This window comes from Vagococcus fessus, from assembly GCF_003987565.1.
In the GTDB taxonomy this organism is placed as follows: domain Bacteria; phylum Bacillota; class Bacilli; order Lactobacillales; family Vagococcaceae; genus Vagococcus_D; species Vagococcus_D fessus.
The window spans coordinates 118,323-144,045 of sequence record NZ_NGJY01000001.1 but is presented as its reverse complement, the minus strand read 5'-3'; the positions used below and the strand labels follow the sequence as shown (position 1 = coordinate 144,045).

The following is a 25,723-nucleotide window of genomic DNA, read 5'->3' as shown; positions in this document are numbered from 1 at the left end:
AATTAACCCTAAGATATATTCTACCTCATTTTCTCCTCGTTTAAAATACATCACAAAAAAAAACAGGTTAAATGACCTGTTTTTCCATTTATTTTATACGAGATGGAATAAATGTGCTAAAAATGTTGTAAGCATACACGTTACAATCCCCATCACTGTTGGAACTAAGAAAGAAATCCAGGTCCATTTGGCACTCTTGGTTTCTTTATAAATCGTCATCAATGTTGTTGAGCATGGCCAGTGGTACAGAGTAAATAAGATGGTATTAGCCGCTGTTAACCACGTCCAACCGTTATCTAATAATAGGTTTTTAAATTGATCTAATGAATCGAACTCGAAAAGTGTTGATTTACTCAAATACCCCATCACCATAATAGGAATCACAATTTCATTGGCAGGTAAACCTAAAATAAAGGCCATTAAAATCGTACCATCAAGTCCCATCAAACGCGCAAAGGGATCAATCGTTGATGTTATCCATGTTAGGATACTTTGGTCACCCACCATAATATTAGCCATCATCCAAATAACAAGTCCTGCTGGAGCGGCTACAACCATGGCACGCCATAATACGAATAGCGTACGGTCAAAAATAGAGCGAACAATTACAGAGCCTACTTTTGGTTTACGATATGGCGGCAACTCTAACGTAAATGATGAGGGTACCCCTTTTAAAATTGTCTTAGATAATAATTGCGAAATCCAAAATGTTGTAAGAACTCCTAAAATAACAACAGCAGCTAATAAAAATGCTGACAATAAACTACTACCAAATGTAACCGAACTCCCTACGAAGAACATCGTAATAATCGAAATTAAAATAGGAAAGCGCCCATTACATGGTACGAAATTATTCGTCACAATGGCAATTAGTTTTTCACGGGGTGAATTAATAATACGTGTTCCTGTTACCCCTGCTGCATTACAGCCAAATCCCATACACATGGTTAACGCTTGCTTCCCACATGCTCCTGCTTTTGCAAAGAAGCTATCTAAGTTAAACGCCACCCGAGGTAAGTATCCAAAATCTTCTAATAAGGTGAAGATAGGGAAGAAAATAGCCATAGGTGGTAGCATCACAGAAATAACAGTAGATAATACATTATAGACCCCATCAATAAGTGGGGCACGTAACCACTCTGGCATATGAATAGCCGCTGCACCTTGATTTAGATAATCGCCAAGTGTCGCAAAAAGACTAGCTAGCGCATCTGACGGAACATTGGCACCTTGAATAGTAAACCAAAATACCAGTACTAATAATAAAATCATAATTGGTAAACCTGTACTCTTTTGCGTTAAGATTTTATCTAACTTACGATCTCGTTTGTTATAATCCTCATCTTTTAACTCTACGACGTCTTTTGCAATAACCGTCGCTCTATCAAGTAAGGCTTTTGTATTTTCCTCTTGATTCCCTTTTAAACTCTCAAGTGCTTCTTTCATATATGGGTTCATATTTACTTCTTCTGACACAACTTTTGAAAGTTGCTTCATCAAGTCATCTAGCCCTTCATTTTGTCTCGCCGCAGTTGCTACGACAGGAACCCCGAGTAATGATTGCAACTTCGCACAATTAATGGAAATCCCTTTTTTCTCAGCTTCATCCATTAAATTCACACATACCACTACTTTTTCAGAAATCTGCATCACCTGTAATACTAAATTCAAATTACGTTCTAGTGAGGTTGCATCACACACGCAAATCGTTGCTTCTGATAAATCAGATTGGATGAAATCTTGTGCGACCTCTTCTTCTTCAGAATTTGATGAAAGAGAGTACGTTCCTGGCAAGTCTACTAAACAAAAATTCTCACCTTTATACTCTGCATTTCCTTCTGCTATTCCTACTGTTTTACCAGGCCAATTCCCTGTATGTTGTTTTAGTCCTGTAAGTTGGTTAAACACTGTACTCTTCCCAACGTTCGGGTTTCCAGCTAAGGCTATCACATGACCTTGTTTTTCATTGATTAATTGAAATTCTTCTGCCATCTTCTACTCCTCCACTTCTACTTCAATATACTTGGCATCATCATTACGTATGGCAATGACGGTCCCTCTCACTTCATAAGCTTTTGGGTCTTTTTTAGGACTAATCAAGACCATCTTTACTCTTCCTCCTGCATAAAAACCAAGGTCTAATAAACGTTGATTCATTTGTTCATCAGGATGCGCTACTTTTTTAATAACGGCTTCTTCTTTTAATTTTAATTCTAACAATTTCATTATAACCCCTCCAAGAAATACTTTTCGGCAAACCTAAACTTTTATTTAATTATACATCAAACTCAAAATTTTGAAAAGGCTTTATTGTTATTTCACAAAGAAAAAAGCCCGTGATTCCTCACGAACTTCATTATATTTGAGTTATATTTTTAAGCCTGTATAAGCCGTTATTCCCTCTATAAAGCTGTAAACATCAAGATATGAGCGGTAATCTTTTTCATTATCTCGAATAAATCTAATTAAGGACAGTGCTTCCTTACTTACTTCCTCTTCTTGTCCTAACGCTTGATAAAATAATACTTTACACCATTTTTCACAAAACAAATCATGATAGCTTAGAACTTGCCAATAATTACGGTGAACTTTATTATCTAGCCTGAAATGAGAAACTTTAACCGGAGAAAATCGAATAATAACTTTAGAAACCTCTGTAAACTTACTTGCTAATTCATTGTCAATCCGAGTCCCTTTACCACTAACGTAATCCGGACTTGAGAGTTTAGATAACTGCTCCAGATAAGTGTAGACCTTTTTCCATTCTGACCCGTAGGCACCTTCAAAATACTCTTTAATCAAATCATCAAATAACAAAGACGGGTCCCAGCTCATTTTCGCCATGACATAGTTTGGAAAGTGATTGGGTAGCCCTACTCTTATTTCTTGGCAACTAATATATCCACTAATTCCTACTGTATCAAGACTTTTTAAATCCCCAGCTATCGTCTGGGACAAACTAATATAACCCAGATCACCAAAATGAGTAAATTTCAAAGGAGAATCATAGATTAAACTCTTAATCCGTCTTAATCCTCTTTTACTCTCTAGTACCCGTGCTTCTCCTAGTGTCACCTCAAAAGAATCTCTATTTGGTACCATAGTTCTCACAAAACGATTAGGAGTCTTAAGATTTTGAAAAACAGATACTTTAAAAATACCATAACGCTCCTCAAAGCAAAGATGTGTTGGCATTCCTTCTTCCGTCAAACGGTCGTCTAAACGATTAAATATCTCAGTATACCGGTCCGTCAAATCAACATTTCTGCACTTCTCACACTCACACTTACTGTCAAAAACATCTAATAACTCAATATGAAGATAGTCTATATCTGGTCTAGATACAGCATACGATACAATGCCTTCAATAAAAGCCTCACAAACCTTAGAGTCATGCAGACAAAGCCCCTCAACCTCCTTATTAGGACTATAAAGAGCACGTTCACTATTAAGTAGTGCTAATTGAGTATTGCTGGATGGCGTACTATGCTCATCATCATTCCAACCTTGTGTTGCTGAAAAGTCAATTTTCCCACCAAACCACTCATGGCTTAATCGACTACGAAGAAGTGCTCGCTTCGATAATTCATATTCTATTCGTTCAGTCATACATTCTGCTATATCCAGGCTAAAAGGTTCTGCTCCCAATTTTGGATTATGGTCATGCTCGTACCATCTCTTCAAAAAGACATATGGATTTTTTAAATGAATAAAAAAACTATTTCCACCTAATTTAGGTAGCCAGTCAATAAAATGCAAGACATCGTCTAATGAATCTGCCCCTTCTAGACTAACACCACGATTATTATAATGCGCTTGTTCAATTAGTGTAAAGCAGTGATTTTTCAGATCAATTTTATCAGGAACTTGCTCATGCTCAGGTCCTGGTCCTAGAAATAAATAACCACACTCTGTTAAATAACGATAAACACCTAATAAAACAGCACGATCTGAATTCCCAACAATCGCAATATCTGTCCCATTTGCTTCAATATTATAACAGTCCTTGGCTTCATGATTATCAGACTGTGCCTTAATTGATAAATTTGGATCAACTAATAAATGAACGCCTCGGTCATCTTTGGAAACAGTCGGCTCAAAACGAATTCCTTCTGTAATTTTCGTCATGTACCTACAAAATTCTTGACGAGCAAACAATAGGGTATCCGTTACTTTATTTACATAAACGAGAACCATTCTCTCACACCTTTCCTTTTCAATCTTTTTAACAACCATTAAAAGAACGACACTATAGTAAAAACGGCAAACCGATTTTACTTTTCAAGAATAAACTCAAAACGACTTCCCACATACTGAGAACGGACATACTCAAACGCACGCCCTTCTTCTAAATAAGAAATTTGTTTCAATCGTAAAATCGGATCACCTTTTTTTATTTCAAGATAATCTGAAATTTTTTCAGAAGCCAACATTGCTGTCACACGTTGCACAGCATGCCCTATTTTATGATTATTATTTTTAGTCACCGTCTGATAGAGAGACTGTGTGATTTCTTTTTTACTGTACTGGTCTACCAAATCATACGGGATCGTCGTTACTTCAAAACAAATAGGTAGATCGTCTGCATAACGCACACGCTCCATACGGACAACTTGGCTATCTTCTGATAAACCTAACTTTTCTATTTCACTAGCACTTGGTTTTGTTACAAAATAAGAAACAGTTTTACTAGATGGCTTTTTACCTTGAGCCGCCATAATTTCAGAAAAACTTGTTGTTCCTGTCATCGTTTCTTGGACTTTTTCTCTTGCTACATATGTACCAGAGCCTACTTTTCTTTCCAGTATTCCTTCATCAGCTAACGCTTGAACCGCTTGTCTTAATGTCATTCGGCTCACGCCGAACATTAATGATAATTCTCGCTCAGATGGTAATCTGTCTCCTACAGCCCATTTGCCGAGTTCTATTTCTTCTTGAATTTTATCGTGTATCTGCATGTATACAGGTAAATTCTTTTTGCTCACGATACTCATCCTTTCTAAATCCTATTGGTCTAATTACTTATTCTCTCTATAAAAACGATGATATCGTTTTATACTATACCTTTTCATTATAACTGGTCTAATTATGACTGACAACTTAAAAAGAGCAAAACAAGCGACTATTCGCCTGTTTTGCTCTTTTTATTCTAGTAAACATCGATTACTTGATCGCTTGATAATAAAATCAATTTAGATTGTGTAACTGGCTTATTTTTAGTTAAAGACAAAGCCCTTTCGTATAAGCTAATTTGACCACGGTATTTTTTAACTAATCGGTCTAATTCAGCTTCACTTGAAGTATCTTTTAGATGGTCTGTTTTGAAATCATATAAAATCAACTCATCTTCCGTTTCAAGAAACCCGTCAATAATCCCATGGACGAGTAATTGGTCTCCCGCAGCTTTTGGATAATCTTTAAAGACTTCTTCAGCACGAAGTAACATAGAAAAAGGCTGCTCACGGTATACCGTTTCACTATTTTCAATTAATTTTTGACCAAACTCTGATTGGAAAAAGCTGACAATTGATTCAATTGAAACAGAAGCTGCCAAGACTTCTGTTAACACCTGATTCGCTACTAAGTCGTCTAAAATAGATTGAATAACTTGTTCATTCGGTACTGTATTTAGTGGGATAAGCTGCATCACTAAATGGGTCGCTGTCCCGACTTCAGCCGCACTAGGCTTCGTTTCTTCTTTTAGGAAAGCAGGTTTAGCTAATTCATTTTCAACATATCGCCCGACTGTTTTCGCTTCTTCAGTTGTTAAATCTAAAGTTAGAAGTTGGCTATTATCAGGGTCTTCAAAGACGCGTTTAATCTCTGATACCGATTGATAACTTGTTGTTTTTGTTGCTTGTTCATAGAGATATTCATACGCTAAGTTGAAGCGGGCTTGTTTGACAAGCTCTGGCTCCGCTCGTTTTGCTCCTTTTTTTTCTGACTCAACAAGTAAGCCACTATCTACTTTAACGTCACCTTGGCTTGCTGCACGTAAATCTTCTAAATTACTAAAGGTAATCTTGAAGCGACCCGGATGATTATAAACCGTCTCTAACTTCGTAAAGCCATATTCCGTTTGATACTCTTCCATGTCACGGTGACGCATCAGGGTCATCCCAATCCAGTTCATTAGATTTTGATTTTTAAGACGAACACCATCACCTAACACAACGTTTGGCTCATCTGCCCCTAAGCTCCATTTTTTAATCGCTTCTTCTTTACTCTTATATGAGCCTACTAAGAACAACTTCTCTTCTGCCCTAGTTAGTGCCACATAAAGCTTACGCATCTCTTCAGATAAGAGTTGTTTACGCTTCTCTTCACGAATAGCCAAATACGGGAAGGTACGGTAAACCAAACGTTCTTCATTGTCTGTATACTTAACCCCTGCTCCTAAATCAACATCGAAAAGGTAGCTTTGATTTAAATCCATAAGGTTAAAACGTCTCGTCAAATCAAGAACGAACACAACTGGAAACTCTAGACCTTTCGATCCATGGATAGTCATTACTCTAACTGCATCTTCATTCTCACTTAAATCTGTTGGCTCTGCCAAATCTTTATCTTTCGCCTGCATTTTTTCAATAAAGCGAACAAACTGGAATAAGCCTTTAAAACTCATCTCTTCGTAACTTGTCGCACGCTCATATAACGCATGTAGATTAGCTTGACGTTGTTTTCCTGCAGGCATCCCCCCTACATAATCTAAGAATCCTGTATCTTGATAAACACGCCAAATCAATTGAACCAATTGGTCGCGACGGGCTAATTCACGCCAGTCTTGCAATTGATTGTAAAACACTCTCAACTTCTCGACCAACTCAGGATTATCCGCTTTATCTTCTTTAAGATAAGCTTCTACACCGTCATAAAAACTGCCTTTAGGATAATTTACGCGAATACGAGCTAAATCATTTTCTTTAATTCCCACAATCGGCGAACGTAACACCGACGCAAGTGGAATATCTTGATACGGATTGTCAATCACATTCAGGAGAGAGACCATGATTTTAATCTCAGTCGCTTGGAAATAATTTTGTGTATCATTTACTTGTAGCGGTATACCCAATTCTTTAAAAATATCTAATAGGACAAGGTTATTTTTCTTAGTAGGAGATAACAAGACAATATCACTGTATTTTAAAGCACGTGGTTCTTTCGTTTTTTTATTATAAACAGTCATACCATTTGCCATCATCTCTTTAATCTTATTCCCTACAAGACGGATTTCGCCCTCTGTCTTATCATCAATTTGAAAGGTATCAGAAACATCTTCCACAGGTTCGCTTGACTCTTCGTCACCAAAGGTCGTCTCTTCATTTTCATTCTCAAAAATTAAAAGCTCTGGCACCATGCGTTCATCTTCAGGAAATCCTGTAAAACCATTCACTAAACGAGCAGGCTCATCGTATTCTAACTGTCCTACCGATTTATTCATCAGTTGTTGGAAAATTAGATTAGTAAAGTCTAACACTTCGCGACGAGACCTAAAGTTCTCTGCCAAAATAATACGACGTCCTTCATCTGACTCTTCATAGCGTTCATATTTTTCAATGAAAAGTTGCGGATCAGCTAGCCTAAAGGAATAAATCGATTGCTTTACATCCCCTACCATGAATAAGTTTCCGTCCTCATCATTCGGCTGTCTTAACCAATACAAAATACTTTCTTGTAATTTATTGATATCTTGATACTCATCTACCAGTACTTCACTAAATAAGTCACGATAATAGGTTGAGGCTTCTGTCCCTTCCCACTGACCTTCAACTTGTTTAGCTAAAATCTGTAAGGTAAAGTGTTCTAAATCATTGAAATCAACTAAGTTTTTTTCTAATTTACGGGCCGCATACGCTTGCTCAAATTTATAAGCAACCTCAGCCATATACGTAACCATCTTCTCAGATTTTGCCATGACCTCCTTCATTACTTCAGGAGATAAGCTGAATAACCCTTCTTGCCAAGAGAGCACCGCTTTTTTATTCGCATCACGTAAAGCTTTAATTTGATTGTTCAACTCTTTTTCAGCAGGCTCAAGCTTAGTCAGCGTTGGATAGCGACCAAACTCGATAGTTTTAAGATACTCGTGTAAATTCCCAAGTTGATCGGTCATCACTAATTCTTCTAACATCTCATACATCGCTGCTTCTTCGAGCATTTTTTTATAAACTTTTTCAAATCGTTCATCCGCTTCAGATAAAGCTAACATTTCCTTCGCATTATGAATCATTTGCTTCACTTCTGACACAACACGAGGTTTTAAGATAGTCTGATAAATTGGCGTTTCTGCTAGCTCACCTGTAACGCGGTAACCCTCTGCTAATGAGTCTAACCATTCTTTCGGATTAGGGTTCGCTCTAGCAAAATCATACAGTGAAAAAATCAAACGAGTTAAGCCATCATCGCTACGGTCATTCGAAAAGTTCTCCGTTAAGTCATAAAACAATTCAGACTCTGATTCGTATAATTCCGAACGAACATCATCCCAGACGTCTTCTTTTAATAGAAGCATCTCTGTTTCATCTGTGAGTAGACGAAAAACTGGGTCAATATCAATCAAGTAGTAATACTTACGAATGACTTGTAAACAAAATGAATGGAGCGTACTGATAGAGGCCGTTGAAATTAAACTCAACTGATGGACAAAATGACGTTTTGTTTCATCATCAATTTCAGACGTTATTTTTTCTTGAACGGCATCTTGAATACGTTGCTTCATCTCTTTAGCAGCTGCCTCTGTATAGGTAACAATCAACAGCTCATCTACATTGACACGCGCTTCAATTTTCTCAATCACACGTTTAACAAGAACTGTTGTTTTACCAGAACCGGCCGAAGCTGATACCAAGATATTAGTACCATTGTCATAGATAGCTTGCCACTGGTCATCAGTAAACTGACTATTAGGGTCTCTTAATGGAATTTTAGTTGGTTGGTTCGGCATCACACAGACCTCCTTCAGCTTTTTCTTTCATCTTCTGTAAGACTTCTTTTTTCGTCATCGACGGTATTTTATTGTAACTATTTTCTTTAAGTAACACATCAAACTGACACACACTGCGGAATGGACAATATTTACATGCCACACGTTCTTTCCCACGGTAAGCAGGGTCTAACTTCACTTCACCAGCAAAGATTTCTTCTCCCGCTTTTCTAAAGTTTTCTTCATTGTGTGTCATCAGCAAATTAATCTCTTCTTCTGAGGCAAATTGTTTAGACGTATAGCTGCCATCTTTTTTCATACCAAATGGGTAGACACTTGATTTGGTCTTCTCTTCTAATGTGCGGTCCATTTGTGATAAGAGTTTTTCATCATCTAATAGCAACCCTTGATAGCCAAACTCTTTCAGTAATTCTTCTTCAGCTAACTCTTCTCCTAAGCTACCTTCTACTACTGGATTTTTAACTTGTAAATAAAAAGCACCAGCTGGTTTAACAGCTTCTTTGCCAACTAGTTTCGCCGCATTACGCATGGCTACATCTAAATACGTAATCATCTGCATCGCTAAGCCAAAATAAACATCTCGGTAGTCAAAGCTATGCTTACTTGATTTATAATCCACTACTGATAGATACGTCGTTTCTGCTACTTCCACGGCATCTAAGCGGTCAATTTTACCACGTAAGGCTAAATGCTTATCGTTTCCTAAATCAAAGGTCAGACTTGATAAACTTTCTTGTGCCATAGCTTGTCCGAATAACACTTCGGTTTGAAGCGTTGATAATCCTGTACGCTGACTTTGGCGTCTTAACGTTTGTCCCACACGTTCGATTGTACGGCTTAATTGATGTCTAATATACGCCATACGAGGGCTTGCTGAAAGGATTGAGAATTTTGATTCGCCTAATATTCCCTCTAAGACTTCATCCGACACCGCTTTTAATTCTGATTGAGTTAAATCACTTAACGTTAAGCCACGACGAATCAATGTTTTGAATAATTGGTCCAAAGTATCATGATAGAAATCACCTGTTGCGGCTGGGCTTAACTCAAACTTATCACGTTCACGTAAATTTAAGCCATAGGTCATAAAGTATTTATACTGACATTGGTTAAAGCTTTCGATTTTAGAAACCGATCCGTAAACTGTATCACCGTATAATGCGGTCACTAATTCAGGTGTTAACGTCTCAGGTACATTAAGATGAGTCAAACTTTCAAATAATTTACGAGCAAGTAACCCGTATTCGTCACTATTTTTCAAGTTTTGTTCAAGTAACTGCCATTCCGATGCCATCGTCAACTCTTTTTCCTCTGCTAAACGGTTCATCGCAATTAAGTCTGACAGTAATTGGCGATTCGATAGAATCTCATTTGGTTCAAACTGTTCAACTTCAGGTAAGGCGACTTTAGGAATTGGTTTTAAATTTAAATACTTCGAAATAATTCCTAAATAAGGTGATATTTTACTCTCTTTCACACGTTCACTCGCCTTAGGATAACTCAAATACAAGCGGTCTTTAGCTGAATGAAAGGCTAAATAAGCAATATACGGCTCTTTGGCACTATCGCGTTGTGTTTGTTTGGCTAAATACTTATCTTCTGGTAAGTTTTCAGTCATCAGCTCACGCTCATAATCAGATAATAATGTTTTATTTTCCACTTTTTGAGGGAAAGACTGGTCTGATGCACCGATGATAAATGTGACTTTATTTTTTTGTGCATGAATTAAATCAAGAGAAGCTAAACTGACCTGGTCAATCGTTGTCGGTACTTTACTATATGTTAAGCCCTCTAATCCTGTTTTTAAAATAACAACAAAGTCATCCAACTGGAAAGTTTCATCTCCTAGAATCGTCACGTAATCATCTAAGAGGTTCATTAGCGCTTGCCATGTTTGCTCATGAATCTTAGCTGTTTCTAAATCCCCTTGCTCAATGGCTTGCTGACGCCAGAATAACAGCTCACTTTCAACCCCACTTGTTTGTAAGAACGAATAAAGTAACGTTGCTGCCTCCCGACCTGTTTTAGCTTTCTTTAACTTATCAAAGAATGGGACTAACTGCTCACGCACATTTCGTCGCACGTCATTAGAGGTTTCTTGAATCACAACATTTTTATCTACTTTAACAGATTCGTCACGAAAATCGTATGAAATATATTCCCAATCTTTCTCCTGCGTCCAATACCACCCTTCATAACCATAGGCTAGGACAACATTTTCAGTTAAATCGACCTTCTTACGATACTCACGACGAGACTTTTGCCAATACTCTACAGAACTTGACTGTTCTAATACAGGAACAAATAATTCTGTTCTTAAAAAACGCATAATATCAGCATATCTAAATTGACGACGATTAATATCAAATAAACTTGTCAAAAACTCAACCAAGGGATGATGTGTCATCTCAAGTTCTGTATTCAAGTAATAGGGGATATCATAACGGTCAAAAATAGGGGCAATAATAAATTTATATGCATCCATCTCTCTCGTTAAGATTTCTATTTCTTTATATCGCGCTTCACCCGCAATCACTAAGCGTTTGATTTCCTTAGCCACTGCCGTTAATTCGGTTACGGGATTTGAGGCTGCCCATAATTGAATACGATCCGACTCAAGGGTCACAGGTCCTAATTTTGAGGATAAGGTTTGACTGGCACACCATATCGTATCCAGTTTTTCAAAATCATTCTTATCTGAAACTAAACGAGTATCTGTCATAATTTTAACTTTAGACCTTCTTGCAAAATTGTAAAAATCATAGTAGATTTTCCCTGCGTCAAAAAACATATTAAGCTTACTAGGATATTCCTCTAGGTAAGGCTTGTCTAGAACTAGATTAATAATCACACGCTCTGCCTGTGTGACAAGAACCTGAATCAACTCTTGTTCTCGTGCGGTAAATCGAGAAAATCCCGAAATAACAATCATCACGTTAGATAAGTCCTTCTCTTTTAAATACTCAGCTAAATACGTAATTTGTTGGGTAATCCCAACTTGACGAACTCCTAATTCTAAAATATAAGCTTGATACAACAAATAAAACTCTGACGCTTTACGCTTGAAGTCTTCTTCTTTTGAAGAATGACCTAAATTTTGAATTAAATTCTCGAAGTCAACTTCTTCAATCTTTCCATTTTGTAACTCATTAAATAAATCAGCCAACTGAGAAATAAACCCTGGTTTCGTTGTTTCACCTTTGAATATCGTTAACTGTGCTTCGTTATCTAATAATACTTTCCTAATTAACATATGACTACCTGCTTCAGAGATTTTCTCTTCTTGGTAGACTTTTGTATTTTGAAGGTAATACCATGCTAAACGCGTAAAACTAAACACTTGTAGGCGCGTGCTTGCCATAGTATCTTCTTTATTAAATGGAGGTAACTGATGTAAGTTTTTTAAAACGGATACCTCTGTTTCAAATTTTATATGGTTAGGAACTAAATAGAAAACTTCATGATTCTCATCTTCTACTAGCCAGTCCTTTGCTTTTTCAACTAATGCAAGCTCGTGATGACAACTTGCTGGACCGTATACAAATTCTAATGACATCTTCTCACACCTTTCCTTTTATGCTCTCCCCTATTTTATCATAGGCTACGGACATATGATGACACTTATTCAACAAACAAATAAAAAAAGCTCAGCAATTAAGCTGAACTTTTTATTCTACCTTACCAAATTTACTTGGTGGCCAGAATGAAAATTTGACATTTCCAGTAATATCTTCAATATCAATGTAGCCAATCATACGACCGTCTTTTGAAATCTGACGGTTATCACCCATTACGAATAACTTACCTTCAGGAACTGTATCATTGCCATCAAATAGGTTTTCAAGAGCAAATTCACTGTGAATTTTACCTTCTTGATCAAGAACTGTTGTTAAGTACTCGCCCTCTTTAAGTTTAGATTTAAATTCATCTAAGTAAGGCTCTTTGATTTCTTTACCATTGATAAACAATTGATCATTAACAAATTTCACTTTATCTCCAGGAAGACCGATTACACGTTTGATGTAGCTTTTTTTAGGCTCATCAGGCGCTGGGAAAGTTACGATATCAAAACGCTCAATATCTTTACTTCTTAACGCAAAAACACGTTCTCTATCTGCCATCGTCGGATCCATCGAATGACCTGATACTAAAACTGGTGTGAAAATGAATTGTCTCACTGCAATTAATACTGCTGCAACACAGACTAACCATACTATATTACCAATAATCTCTTTTTTAGTGATTGGTTTTTTCACTTTTTTCTCTTTATTTTTTTTCAAACTATTTCCTCCGCACTTTACACTTACATATTGTCATTATTTCTATCTTTTATTCTATCATATAAAAAAAACTTCTGCTTTAAATAAACCATTTTTATACAAAAAATTCACGGAAAATTCACTATTGAAATAGATTAATTAGATTAATTTCCAAACCGTTCACGCTACTATGCGGAACATCGATAAGAATAACAAACAAAAAGCAGTTCCACCTTTATCGGTGAAACTGCTTTAACATTTAATTATAAGCTATTGAAAGTAGCTACAACATTTTCAGTTGTGAAGCCATATTCTGGTAATACTCTTGAAGCTGGTGCACTTGCACCAAATTTATCAACAGTAACAGTTTTTCCTTCAAATCCTACATAACGTTCCCATCCGAATGATGATCCCATTTCAACTGCTACACGTTTAGTGATAGCTTTTGGTAGAACTGATTCACGGTAAGCCGCATCTTGCATTTCAAATAAATCCATACTTGGCATTGAAACAACTGATACATCTTTACCTTGTGCTGCTAATTCTTTTTGAGCTTCAACAGCTAGAGCAACTTCAGAACCTGTTGCAATTAAAATACCTTCTGGTTGGTCGCCTTTTTGAGCAGAGATAACATATGCCCCTTTAGTAACGCCTGCTTCAGCTAACTCTTTAGAGTTTTCTAAAACTGGTAAGTTTTGACGAGTTAACGCTAAAACAGTTGGACGGTCAGTAGATGATGCTGCAAGTTTCCAAGCTGCACGTACTTCGTTTCCATCAGCCGGACGTAGTGTTGTCAAGTTAGGCATGCTGCGTAAGCTTGATAATTGTTCGATAGGCTCATGAGTTGGACCATCTTCCCCAACAGCGATTGAATCATGTGTTAAAACATAAGTTACTGGCGCGCCTTGGATTGCTGCTAAACGAATAGCTGGACGTAAGTAATCTACGAATACGAAGAATGTTCCACCGTATACGCGAGTTCCGCCGTGTAATGCAATTCCGTTCATAGCTGCTGCCATTGCGAATTCACGAACACCAAACCAGATGTTGCGGCCTTCGTATTGACCAGGTTCGAAATCTTTTTCTTCTGCCATCATTGTGTTGTTTGATGATGATAAATCAGCAGAACCACCCCAGATAGTTGGAACAGTTTTAGCTAACGCTTGAATCATTTGTTTACTTGTAATACGACTTGCAAGAGCATCATCGCCTACTTCAAATGTTGGCATTTCTGAATCCCAGTTTTCTGGTAATTTGCCAGCATAAGCATCTAAGAATTGCTGTGCTAATTCTGGGTACTCAGCTTTATAGCTAGCGAATAATTCATTCCACTCCGCTTCAGCTTTTTCGCCTTTAGCATTAATTTCTTGTTTGAAACGATCTTTAACTTCAGCAGGCACTTCAAACTCAGGAGTATCCCATCCGTATGCTTTTTTAGCTGCTTCAATACCTTCAGCTCCAAGTGGGGCACCGTGAACTTTGTTTGTTCCTTCGTTTGGTGCACCGAAACCGATGATAGTTTTGATTTCGATCATTGTTGGTTTTGTAGTTTCAGCTTTCGCTTCTTCAATCGCTTTAGAAATAGCTTCTAAGTCGTTACCATCTTTAACTAAGATATGGTGCCATCCAGTTGCTTCAACACGGCCTTTCACATCTTCAGTAAATGATTTATCTAATGGACCATCTAATGAAATATCATTTGAATCGTATAATACGATTAATTTATCTAATTTCATATGTCCTGCCATACTCATTGCTTCTTGTGAGATACCTTCCATCAAATCGCCATCTCCACAAATAGCATATGTGTAATGATCTACGATTTTGAAATTAGGTTTGTTGTAAGTTGCAGCTAAATGAGCTTCAGCCATAGCGAACCCAACACTCATAGCAATCCCTTGGCCTAGAGGACCAGTTGTTGCTTCAACACCATCAGTATGATTAACTTCTGGATGTCCTGGAGTACGGCTACCCCATTGACGGAATCCTTTTAAGTCATCTTGATTTACATCGTAACCAGCTAAGTGTAATAAGCTATATAACATTGCTGAACCATGACCAGCAGAAAGGATGAAACGGTCGCGATCTACCCAGTTTCTTGACGTGCTTGGGTTGATTTTTAAATGTTTAGTCCATAAAGCATACGCCATTGGTGCAGCCCCTAATGGTAATCCTGGGTGACCTGAGTTTGCTTTTTGGATAGTATCCATACTTAACGTACGGATTGAGTTAACGCCTAATTCATCAATTTTATCGAACATGAATGTATTCCTCCTGTTGTTTAGGTTTTTTTTACCTTAATTGTTATAGGTCTATTTTACCTTTATTGGAACAGAAATGCAATGAAAACTTTTTCACTTACTCCTAATGACTAGTTTTCTTTGTGACGGTCATGAAGTCCTTTTTCTTTTTGGATACCTTTTAATTTATCAGGTGTTACATCGTTTCCTTTTTCGTCAACCACTTTCATTCCCTCGATATGATTACGCATACCCCCGCGGAAACGCTCTAAGTATTCTTGACGTAATTCTTTTTGTTCTGTTTGCTCTGCTAAAGTTAACCCTTCAGCTTTTGATTTATTTGCTAATTCATTAATACGTGCCATTTTTTCTTTTGATAACATAATAGTTCCTCCTAATTTTAAATACTCTTACTATACTAATCTATTATATTTTAAATAACAATTATTCTCAACTTACGAACATGCGTTTGATTTGTAATCTTACTTATGATAATATTAAAGTGTTAAATAAAGACTAGGAGGTTACTATGAGTACACCGAGAGAAACACGTCAATCCGACATTCTTAAGTACATACATACTCAAGTTTCTGAAAAAGGTTATCCGCCTACTGTTCGTGAAATAGGCTTAGCCGTAAATCTATCATCCACTTCAACCGTCCACGGCCACTTGTCCCGTTTAGAAAAAAAAGGATTCCTACAACGTGATCCTAGTAAACCTCGTGCAATCGAGCTTACTAAAAAAGGATTAGACTTTTTAGGCATCCAAGACAAAACAATCCCTTTACTCGGGACGGTTACTGCCGGTGAACCGATTTTAGCAGTAGAAGAAGCACTTGACTTCTTCCCCATACCGCCTAACTTATCGCAGGATGAAAACAATCTATTTATGCTAAAAATCAGAGGAGAAAGTATGATTAATGCTGGTATCCTTGATGGTGACCAAGTGATTGTCAAAAAACAATCGAATGCTTCTAATGGCGATATTGTGATTGCCATGACTGATGAAGATGAAGCCACATGCAAACGTTTCTTTAAAGAGAAGAATCATATTCGTTTACAACCCGAAAATGATTATCTAGAACCTATTATTCTAGACAATGTTTCTATTTTAGGTAAAGTAGTGAGTTTATATCGTGATACGATTTAAGTTACGCAAAAAGACCAGAGAATATTCTCTGGTCTTTTTTATTCTTCGAAAGTATGTCCTTCTTCTGTTCCTTCTAACACACGTTTTGCACCCATAGCTAATGCAAACATTTCATTTTCACCTGGTGATAATATAACTGGTCCTAAAAATGACACACGTTCTGTTACCCACTCCGTTAACATCTTAGAATAGCTAAGACCACCTGTTAAAACGATACCGTCTACATCCCCTTTAAGAACAGTCGCTAATTGTCCAATCCCTTTAGCGATTTGATAAGCCATTGCTTCAAAAATAAGCGCTGCCTCTTCATCGCCTTCTTTAATACGTTTTTCAACTTCAATTCCACTGTTCGTATCAAGATAAGAAATTAAACCACCATGTTTACGTGTTAAGCGTGTCACTTCTGCTTCTGATAATTTATAACACATTGGCACTAATTCTTTAAGCGACAAACCACCTGAACGCTCTACTGAGAATGAGCCTTCATCATCTAAGACTAAATCAATCATACGACCATTTTCGTGCGCACTAATTGAGAAGCCGCTGCCTAAATGAACTACAATTAAATTTAGGTCTTCATAATTCTTTTCAAGTTTTTCTGCTGTTTGCATCGCAACGGAACGCATATTTAACATATGACCCACACTGCGACGTTTCACACCTTTAAGTCCAGACACACGAGCTAGGTCTTGGAACTGATCGACTGTAATCGGATCATACACCATTGAAATCGCATCAGGCTTAGCTAACTTACGAACGCCATCTGCTAAAAGCGCCCCTAAATTGGAAGCATGTTCGATATCTGCTCTATTACTCAACCAATCAATCATCTCTTCGTTTACAAAATAGGCTCCTGCTTCAACGGGTGGTAACATCCCCCCACGTCCAACAGCCGCATCTACGTCTGCTAACTCAACACCTTTAGACATCAGAAAATCTAAAATAATCCCCAAACGGTAATCATATTGATCAACAATGCGATTATATTGAGCGAGTTCACTTGTTTCATGGAAAATATTTTCTTTAAAACGTTCATCATCATTTATAAAATAAGAAACTTTTGTCGATGTCGAACCTGGATTAATTACGACTATTTTTTTATCGCTCATAACACAACCTCCTTAAAGTGAAATCGCTAAAATCAGCGAGTTTAACTTTTCTTCTGTACTTGATCCTCTTGATGTTAAAACAATCGGACATTTCGCTCCTACAATCAGCCCAGCCATTTTACCGCCGGCTAAAGTTGTTAGACTCTTGCCTAAGACATTTCCTGTAATAATATCTGGTACTAATAAAATATCAGCTTCACCCGCTACAGGACTGTTATATTCTTTTTCTTTAGCTATTTCTTTACTGATTGAAAGGTCTAACGAGATTGGGCCTTCAATTACACTTCCAGCGAAATCCCCTTTACCACTTAACTTTTTAAGTTCAGCTGCATCCAATGAGGCTTGTAATTTAGGATTCACATTTTCAGTGGCATCTAACACACCAATTTTTGTTTCGTCGTACCCTAATGCTTTTGTTACAGATAAAGCATTTTTTAAAAGCTCTTCTTTAGTCGGTAAATCAGGTGTCAACATCATGCCACCATCTGTAATAAATAATAACTTGTGGTAACTAGGGACTTCATTGATTGCCACATGAGACAATACTTTCTGTTCTCTGATCCCATGCTCCTTATTTACTACAGCTTTTAGTAAATCACGTGTCTGAAGGTGCCCCTTCATCAGCACATCAGCTTTGTCTTCTTTGATTAACGTTACTGACTTTTGAGCTGTATCAGTATCATCGTTACCGTGAATAATCGCAAAATCTTTTGGTTCTTCTTTTAACGTTTCTAGTAAGCTTATAATTTCTTTTTCATCACCAACTAAAATTGGTGTGATTAAGCCTTCATGGTAAAGTGAAAGAACACTTTGAAGAGTATGTTCATCTGTCGCATTTGCTACGACGACTCTTTTTTTATCAACTGATTCTAAAGAGAGAAGGTCTCTCTTTAGATCAGCAAAACTTGGAATTGTCATGGTGTCACCTTTCCTTGTTTTAATTTTTTAATAACATTAAATCTGGATCAGCTAATGCTTTTTTGAATACACCTAACGCTTCTTGTGCTTCTACACCATCTACTAAGCGGTGGTCGAATGCGAATGATAGGCGCATGATTGGTGCAATTTCCATTTCACGATCTTTGTTTACAATCACTTCGTCAGCAATTCTAGCAATCCCCATAATGAATGATTCTGGGTAATTAATAATCGGTGTTGACCACACGCCGCCTGAATCTGGCATGCCACCAATATTTGTAATCGTTGCTGAACTTCCAGACATATCAGCTGGTGTTAATTTACCTGCTGCCGCTTTGTCGCCTAATTCTGTGATTTCTTTCGCAATTTCAAAGACTGATTTTTTGTCAGCATCTTTGATAACTGGTACATACAAGCCGTGATCTGTGTTTGTTGCAATCCCAATATGGATGCCACCTTTATGGACAATATCACCTTCAGCCATGTCAACATAAGCATTTAATGATGGGAATTCTTTTAATAACTGAACCATTGCTTTCACAATATATGGTAAGTAAGTTAAACGAACCTCTTCTTCTTTTGCGATTTCTTTATATTTCGCACGGTGTGCCATTAAATTAGTCGCATTTACTTTATCAAAAACCGTAACGTGAGGGATTTCTGTTCTACTTTGAACCATTGCTTTTGCAATCGCTTTACGAACAGGAGTCATCTTCTCACGCCAGTCCCCTTCACCTGGTTTAGGCGCTGGTGCCGGTTTCGGAGCTGCTGAGGCAACTGGAGCCGCTGCTACTTGTGTTTCTACTGCAGGAGTTGCTGTTGAACCACCGCCTTCTAAGAAAGTATCAATGTCAGCTTTTACAATTTTGCCTCCATTTCCAGTTGGTGTAACCGCACTTAGGTCCACACCTTGTTGTCTAGCATAACGTCTAACTGATGGAACCGCTTTAACTTTACCTGTCGAACTCACTGCTTTTTTAGTATCAGATGCTTCTTCAACAGCAACTTCAGCTTGTTCTGGTTCACTTGATTCCTCACTTGCTACAGTATCATCTGTTGCAATTTCAATAATGACTTGATCCACTAAAGCAATACCTTCTGGTACCAATATTTTCTCAACGCGACCTGAAACAGGTGATGGAATTTCCATGGTAGACTTATCATTTTGGATTTCAACAAGTGAATCATCCGCTTTAACGTCGTCTCCTTCTGCTACTAACCAACTAATAATCTCCGCTTCTGTTAAACCTTCACCCACATCGGGTAATTTAAATTTATATGACATACGATTATCCTCCAATATACTTAATTTTATTCTGTAAGAGTGCGGCGAACTGCTGCTTCAACATCTTTAGACGTTGGCAACCATACACCTTCTGCTGCGCCAAATGGGAAGTGACTATCTGGAGCTGCCACACGACCAATCGGTGCTTCTAAGTCATACATTGCTAGTTCTGAAATTTCAGCCATAATATGATTTGCTAGCCCTGTCATACGTTGCGCTTCTTGAACAACGACAGCATGACCTGTTTTTCTCACTGATTCTAAAATAGTATCGGTATCAAATGGGACAACTGTTCTTAAATCAATTAATTCTACTGAAATGCCTTCTTTTTCTAAAGTTTTAATGGCTTTCTTAGATTCATGAACCATTGAACCATACGTTACGATAGTAATATCAGTTCCTTCTTGAATGATATTCGCTTTGTCTAACTCAATTGTATAAAGCTCTTCTGGCACGTCTTCTTTAATCGAGCGGTATAATTTTAAATGTTCTAAGAAGTAAACAGGATCGTTATTTCTAATAGAAGAAACTAGCAATCCTTTAGCATCATATGGACCGCTTGGGATAACAATACGTAGCCCTGGAGTTTGACCAAATAATCCTTCTAAGTTATCTGAGTGAAGTTCTGGTGTTCCAACCCCTCCACCAAATGTCGAACGAATTGTAACAGGAGCTGAGCCAGTCCCACCTAGACGGTAACGGTGACGAGCTAACTGTCCGCAAAGTCCATCAATCGCTTCCATTGTAAAGCCTGAGAATTGGATTTCTGGAATTGGTCTAAAGCCACCAATTGCAAGTCCTAACGCCATTCCCATAATGCCTGATTCAGCTAATGGTGTATCAAAAATACGCTTGTCACCTAATTCTTCATGAATCTTATCTGTGGCGCGGAATACCCCACCGTTAATCCCAACATCTTCACCAAATAATAAGGTACGTTCGTCTCGTTTCATCTCTTGTAAAAGTGCTTCATTAATCGCTTGAACCATATTTTTCTCAGCCATTTTACTTAGCCTCCTTAGCTTTATACATTTCAATTTCTTTCTTAATACGTGGTGTTGGTTCTTCAAACACATTTGCTAGTAATTCAGATACTGTTTGTTTAGGTTCTGCATCTGCTTCATCTAATGCTTTATTTACTTCTTCAGTTGTATCAGCAATAACTTGCTCTTCCATTTCTTCTGTCCATAAACCTTTATCGCCTAAGAATTTACGCATTCTAATTAAGTAATCTTTTTCACGCCACTCCGCTACTTCTTCATCACTACGGTAACGAGTTGGGTCGTCTGATAATGTATGTGGACCGAAACGGTAGGTTAATGTTTCAATCAAGACTGGTCCTTTACCTGATAAAGCATGTTCTTTCGCCATTTTCGTTACTTCATATAAAGCAAGTGGGTCCATACCATCTACTTGAACGCCTGGAATACCTGCTGCTACCGCTTTTTGAGCTAATGTATGAGCTTTTGATTGTTTCTCACGTGGAACTGAGATCCCGTATTTGTTATTTTGAACAATAAATACCACTTGTGAGTCAAATGCTCCTGCAAAGTTGATTCCTTCATAGAAATCCCCTTGTGATGTTCCACCATCACCAATATAAGTCATGACAACTTTATCTTTACCATCTAATTTATAAGCTAATCCTAAGCCTGCTGCTTGCACATATTGTGATCCGATAATCGTTTGTGCTGGTAAGCCTTGTAACCCTTCTGGGAATTTATTAGCCGCAACGTGCCCTCTATACCAAAGAATTGCATTTTTAAGCGGCATACCATGCTTGACTAAAGGAATAACATCACGGTAAGTTGGAATTAAGAAATCCTCATCCGAAATACCAAACAATGTTGCAAGTTGTGATGCTTCTTGCCCTTCTGATGGCGGTAAGTTACCAATACGACCTTGACGACCTGCTAAAATCAAGCGTTCGTTAACTGCTCTTCCCCATACTAAATCTTTCATTAAAGCCACTAATTCGTCATCTGTTAAACTTGATTCTGCCCCTTTATTTACTAACTTTCCTTTTTCATCTAAAATCTGAACGTGTTTGATAATGTCTGTACTTTCTTTAACAATCTCATCAAAATTGATTGTATTTGTCTCTTTTTTAGCCATTTCTCGTCATTCCTCTCCAAATCATTTTTAGTTTTAGTTGAAATCTAATTTATAATCTTCTGGATCTGCTACTGCTAATTTTTCGTTAAAGATATAATTGAAAATAAATCCTAATGCAATTGGTACTACTGCAAACGCTAAAACTACTTTTATAATATTGCCAACAGACCATCCGCCATCAGCTAAGGCTAGAGCGTTAATCGGTCCAATTAAACCACTAAATCCAAATCCCGCACTAAATGATGTTCCTTGTAAATTCAAGAAAGCTGCTAAAGCACCTGTAATCGCTGCGTTACAAATAACAGGTAACATGATTTTAGGCTTCTTAAGCACATTTGCCATTTGCATTTTAGGTGACCCAATGAAATGAGCTAATGATGTTGGAATACTGTTTGTCTTCCACCCTGCAATACATAAGCCAAAACCAGCGGCACAAATCCCTAAGTTAGCGGCACCTGAGGCGACACCTGTTAGAGAAATCGCTGTAGCAATTCCTACAGTGGCAATTGGAGATACAATCATCATCGAGAAGATAATCGCAATCGCGATAGCCATTGGAATCGGTTGGAATTCCGTTAACATGGCTACGAATTGTCCAAGCATTGTTGTAATGTATTTAACGTAAGGGAGTAACAATAAGCCAAGTCCCCCACCGACTACCACTAAAATAGTCGGAATAACCAAAATAGTAAACGCTTTCAGTTTCTCACCAAGTACTAAGATTAATAACGCACCAATTGCTGCGGTCAATCCTGTATTAATAACATCTCCTGTTCCTTGGAAAATAAAACCTCCCTCTGGATTAAGTCTTGCCACACCTGATCCTACGACACAAGCCATACCCAGTGAACCAATTTGGATTGGTGTAAATTTAAAGTTTATTGCAACTGCTACACCAACGACTATCGGCATTAAGGTTTGCGCAATACCTGTTGCTGTTAATCCGAATGACCAATCTAAGGTTTTTGATAATTCACTTAATAAAGCACCTGGGATTAGTGATACCACAACCCCCATGGCCACACCATTCAAGACATTCATTGTAAAATCTTTTGGTTTAATATTTATTGCCATCCTTATTTCCTCCTAGTGATTATTCTTTATATTCCTTTTCCTTGTCATGCGTCACTCTTCTAATTCTTAAACATGTATTGGTAAACCTAAGCCAATCTCTGCTGCATCCATAATTGTTTCACTTAATGACGGATGTGGATGGATTGTTAAAGCTAAATCTTCTATTGTAAGGTCAGTTTCAATTGCTAACACTAGCTCAGCAATCATGTCACTTGCTCCTACACCTGCGATTTGTGCCCCTAAAAGTTTACCTGTTTCCTTTTCGCTCACTAATTGCATAAAGCCGTCTGTTGCACCTAATGATAAGGCACGTCCATTAGCAGCAAATGGGAATTTTGATACAGTTACAGCAACGTCTTGTTCTTTTGCTTCTGCTTTTGTTAAGCCAACAGATGCTAATTCTGGTTCTGTAAAGCAAACAGCTGGTATCGCTTGATAATCCATAATCACATCTTGTCCTGCAATTACTTCTGCTACTACTTTCGCTTCATAGCTTGCTTTGTGTGCCAGCGCTAACCCTGCTGTGACATCTCCAATCGCATAAATTCCTTTTGCAGTCGTTTCTCCGCGTTCATCTACTTTAATCAGTCCGCGTTCATCCATTTCAACACCAGCTTTATCTAAACCAAGCTCATCGGTATTTGGACGACGTCCTACTGACACCATGACATAGTCCGCTTCAATCGATTTTTCTTTTCCTTCTACTTCATAAGTAACCGTTACGCTATCTTTATTATTTACAGCACTTTTTGCCATTGCTTTTGTTTCAATCGTCACATTTTTCTCTTTAAAATTTTTTTCAACTAATTTCACCATGTCTTTTTCAAAGTTAGGTAAAATACTTGGTGCTCCTTCTAAAATGGTAACGTCAGTTCCAAGACTGGCATAAACACCTGCTAGTTCGCTTCCGATATAACCGCCACCGATTACGACTAACTTTTTAGGAATTTCTTTCAGATTAAGTAAACCAGTTGAATCTAAGATACGCTTTCCAAATTTAAATCCTTTAATTTCAAGTGGACGACTCCCTGTTGCGATAATGACATTTTGGAATGAATAGGTTTCACCACCAAATTCATGCATCACACGCAGACGATGTTCATCCATAAAATAACCGGCTCCATTTAAAATTGTTACTTTATTTTTTTTCAGTAGCATTTCTACGCCACCTGTTAATTTTGATACTACTTCTTTATCCTTCCACTCTTGAACCTCTTCAAAGTCAATCGTGACATCTTTTGCATGTACGCCTTTTGTTTTTTCATTTAAAGCGTGATAATAATCATGACTCGCATGAATCAGTGCTTTTGAAGGAATACACCCAACATTTAGACACGTTCCTCCAATAAAATCTTTTTCAATAATTGCTACTTTCTTTCCTAGTTGTGCGGCTCTAATCGCAGCCACATAACCACCAGGTCCTGAACCAATCACAACCGTGTCTAGTTCCGTTTCGAAATCTCCTACAACCATTAATTGCACATCCTCTCGTATACTTTGATTTGGACTTTTTCAATCTTATCTAGTAAGATTAAGGATAATCAGTCGTTCCTTTTATGGAGAAATAACTCTTCCACCCTTCACAAATGTAAGCGTCTTCTCTATGAACCAAGTATAGCCCGTGGTAACTATTATGTGAAATCGGTAGTTTTTATAGGGCTATAAACTTCATCTATACCAATCAAAAGAAAGAAGGCAAGTTTATGGAAATCAGACAAGTTAAATATTTTATTGAGATTATAAAAACCCAGAGCTACTCAATGGCGGCTAAGAATCTCTTTATTACCCAACCCACTCTTTCGTGGAATATGACTAAACTACAAGAAGAGCTGGGGACTAAGCTCATCTACCAAGTAGGAAATACAGTTATGCCTACTACTGCCGGAAGTTTGTTATATGACAAAGGTACTCAGATTGTAAATGATTTTGAAAAGCTTACTCAGGAATTAGGAGATGCCTCACTTCATCCTAATGATGAATTAACGATTGGTTCTAATGCTGTAATTTCTCCTTTCTTTATGCCACTTATCGAAGGCTTCATGTCCCAGTATCCAAAAACTAGCCTGACTATTGAAGAAGATGGTTCGATTAAGACACAAAAGAAAATTGCCAACGGCGAGTTAGAACTTGGTGTTGTTTCTTATCCAATCGTTGAAAATAACCTTAATGTTGAAAAGAATAGTCACCACCGTTTCCAGTATGATGCCTATGTCGTAATGCGCGCAGATCACCCTCTTGCTAAAAAGGAACACTTATCTTTTAAAGACTTAAAAGAAGCGAGTTTCGTGTCCATGTCAAAAGACTACGTCCTTTGGCATGTCCTCCAAACAAAAGCGAGAGAAAATGGCTATCAACCAACTATTAATTTTCTAAGTAATAGTCATGAAGTCCTAATACAAAATATCTTAAAAACAGGTGCTATTGGGATACTTCCTATCCAACTTCAATCCGAATACGCAACCGAAGAACTTGTTTGGATTAAACTTAAAGATAAAATGAAACCATTTGATATAGTCGTTGTCCATAAGAAAGAGGCGCCATTAAGTCCTACGGCAGCTTTATTCTTGGAATACATCATCAATAACAAATAAAAAAACTAGCATTTAGCTAGTTTTTTTATTTGCCTCTT

18 protein-coding genes are annotated in these 25,723 nt (G+C 37.5%); 2 read left to right on the top strand and 16 right to left on the bottom strand.

Annotated features, from left to right (window positions below; translation table 11 throughout):
- Nucleotides 1-93 precede the first annotated feature (93 nt).
- From feoB to CBF31_RS00685, 9 genes are all read right to left on the bottom strand, one after another.
- Nucleotides 94-1,992 (bottom strand): ferrous iron transport protein B, encoded by a 1,899-nt coding sequence (gene feoB / locus CBF31_RS00725; RefSeq protein WP_126829966.1) that lies wholly within the window; start codon nt 1,990-1,992, stop codon nt 94-96.
- A gap of 3 nt (nt 1,993-1,995) precedes the next feature.
- A complete protein-coding gene (locus CBF31_RS00720) occupies nt 1,996-2,226 on the bottom strand; it encodes a FeoA family protein (protein WP_126829964.1) in 231 nt (76 codons plus the stop codon).
- A gap of 141 nt (nt 2,227-2,367) precedes the next feature.
- Entirely contained in the window at nt 2,368-4,197 is a 1,830-nt protein-coding gene (locus tag CBF31_RS00715) for a hypothetical protein (protein ID WP_126829962.1), read from the bottom strand.
- 77 nt (nt 4,198-4,274) lie between these two features.
- Nucleotides 4,275-4,958: a GntR family transcriptional regulator gene (locus tag CBF31_RS00710; protein WP_245977914.1), complete on the bottom strand. Its 684-nt coding sequence runs from the start codon at nt 4,956-4,958 to the stop codon at nt 4,275-4,277.
- A 191-nt stretch (nt 4,959-5,149) separates the two neighbouring features.
- A complete protein-coding gene (gene addA, locus CBF31_RS00705; RefSeq protein ID WP_126829958.1) occupies nt 5,150-8,944 on the bottom strand; it encodes a helicase-exonuclease AddAB subunit AddA in 3,795 nt (1,264 codons plus the stop codon).
- Entirely contained in the window at nt 8,925-12,500 is a 3,576-nt protein-coding gene (locus CBF31_RS00700) for a PD-(D/E)XK nuclease family protein (protein ID WP_126829956.1), read from the bottom strand. Before CBF31_RS00700 ends, addA begins: the two co-directional genes overlap by 20 nt.
- Before the next feature lie 112 nt (nt 12,501-12,612).
- Nucleotides 12,613-13,188, bottom strand: a complete 576-nt coding sequence (gene lepB / locus CBF31_RS00695) for a signal peptidase I (RefSeq protein WP_126831153.1) — start codon at nt 13,186-13,188, stop codon at nt 12,613-12,615.
- Nucleotides 13,189-13,466: 278 nt separating this feature from the next.
- Nucleotides 13,467-15,464 (bottom strand): transketolase, encoded by a 1,998-nt coding sequence (gene tkt / locus CBF31_RS00690; protein WP_126829955.1) that lies wholly within the window; start codon nt 15,462-15,464, stop codon nt 13,467-13,469.
- Between the two features lie 110 nt (nt 15,465-15,574).
- On the bottom strand, nt 15,575-15,826 hold the full coding sequence (locus CBF31_RS00685) for a DUF896 family protein (RefSeq protein WP_126829953.1): 252 nt from the start codon (nt 15,824-15,826) through the stop codon (nt 15,575-15,577).
- A gap of 146 nt (nt 15,827-15,972) precedes the next feature.
- Between CBF31_RS00685 and lexA the strand changes: the two genes are divergently transcribed.
- Complete coding sequence (lexA, locus tag CBF31_RS00680) at nt 15,973-16,593, top strand: transcriptional repressor LexA (RefSeq protein ID WP_126829951.1); 621 nt, start codon at nt 15,973-15,975, stop codon at nt 16,591-16,593.
- Nucleotides 16,594-16,631: 38 nt separating this feature from the next.
- On the opposite strand, the gene buk is transcribed toward lexA, so the two are convergent.
- From buk to lpdA, 7 genes are all read right to left on the bottom strand, one after another.
- Nucleotides 16,632-17,702 carry a butyrate kinase gene (buk, locus tag CBF31_RS00675; protein WP_126829950.1) on the bottom strand — a complete coding sequence of 357 codons (1,071 nt, stop codon included), beginning with the start codon at nt 17,700-17,702 and terminating at the stop codon, nt 16,632-16,634.
- A gap of 12 nt (nt 17,703-17,714) precedes the next feature.
- The gene (locus CBF31_RS00670; RefSeq protein WP_126829948.1) at nt 17,715-18,620 is read right to left on the bottom strand and encodes a bifunctional enoyl-CoA hydratase/phosphate acetyltransferase; all 906 of its coding nucleotides are present in this window, start codon (nt 18,618-18,620) and stop codon (nt 17,715-17,717) included.
- Between the two features lie 19 nt (nt 18,621-18,639).
- Nucleotides 18,640-19,905 (bottom strand): dihydrolipoamide acetyltransferase family protein, encoded by a 1,266-nt coding sequence (locus tag CBF31_RS00665; RefSeq protein ID WP_126829946.1) that lies wholly within the window; start codon nt 19,903-19,905, stop codon nt 18,640-18,642.
- Nucleotides 19,906-19,931: 26 nt separating this feature from the next.
- Nucleotides 19,932-20,909, bottom strand: a complete 978-nt coding sequence (locus CBF31_RS00660) for an alpha-ketoacid dehydrogenase subunit beta (RefSeq protein ID WP_126829944.1) — start codon at nt 20,907-20,909, stop codon at nt 19,932-19,934.
- 1 nt (nt 20,910) lies between these two features.
- Nucleotides 20,911-22,020: a pyruvate dehydrogenase (acetyl-transferring) E1 component subunit alpha gene (gene pdhA / locus CBF31_RS00655; protein ID WP_126829941.1), complete on the bottom strand. Its 1,110-nt coding sequence runs from the start codon at nt 22,018-22,020 to the stop codon at nt 20,911-20,913.
- 33 nt (nt 22,021-22,053) lie between these two features.
- Nucleotides 22,054-23,094 (bottom strand): PTS sugar transporter subunit IIC, encoded by a 1,041-nt coding sequence (locus tag CBF31_RS00650; RefSeq protein ID WP_126829939.1) that lies wholly within the window; start codon nt 23,092-23,094, stop codon nt 22,054-22,056.
- 66 nt (nt 23,095-23,160) lie between these two features.
- Nucleotides 23,161-24,567, bottom strand: coding sequence for a dihydrolipoyl dehydrogenase (lpdA, locus tag CBF31_RS00645; protein WP_126829937.1), 1,407 nt, complete (start codon nt 24,565-24,567; stop codon nt 23,161-23,163).
- Between the two features lie 230 nt (nt 24,568-24,797).
- On the opposite strand from lpdA, the gene CBF31_RS00640 reads away from it, so the two are divergent.
- Entirely contained in the window at nt 24,798-25,685 is an 888-nt protein-coding gene (locus CBF31_RS00640; protein ID WP_126829935.1) for a LysR family transcriptional regulator, read from the top strand.
- The last annotated feature ends 38 nt before the right edge of the window (nt 25,686-25,723 follow it).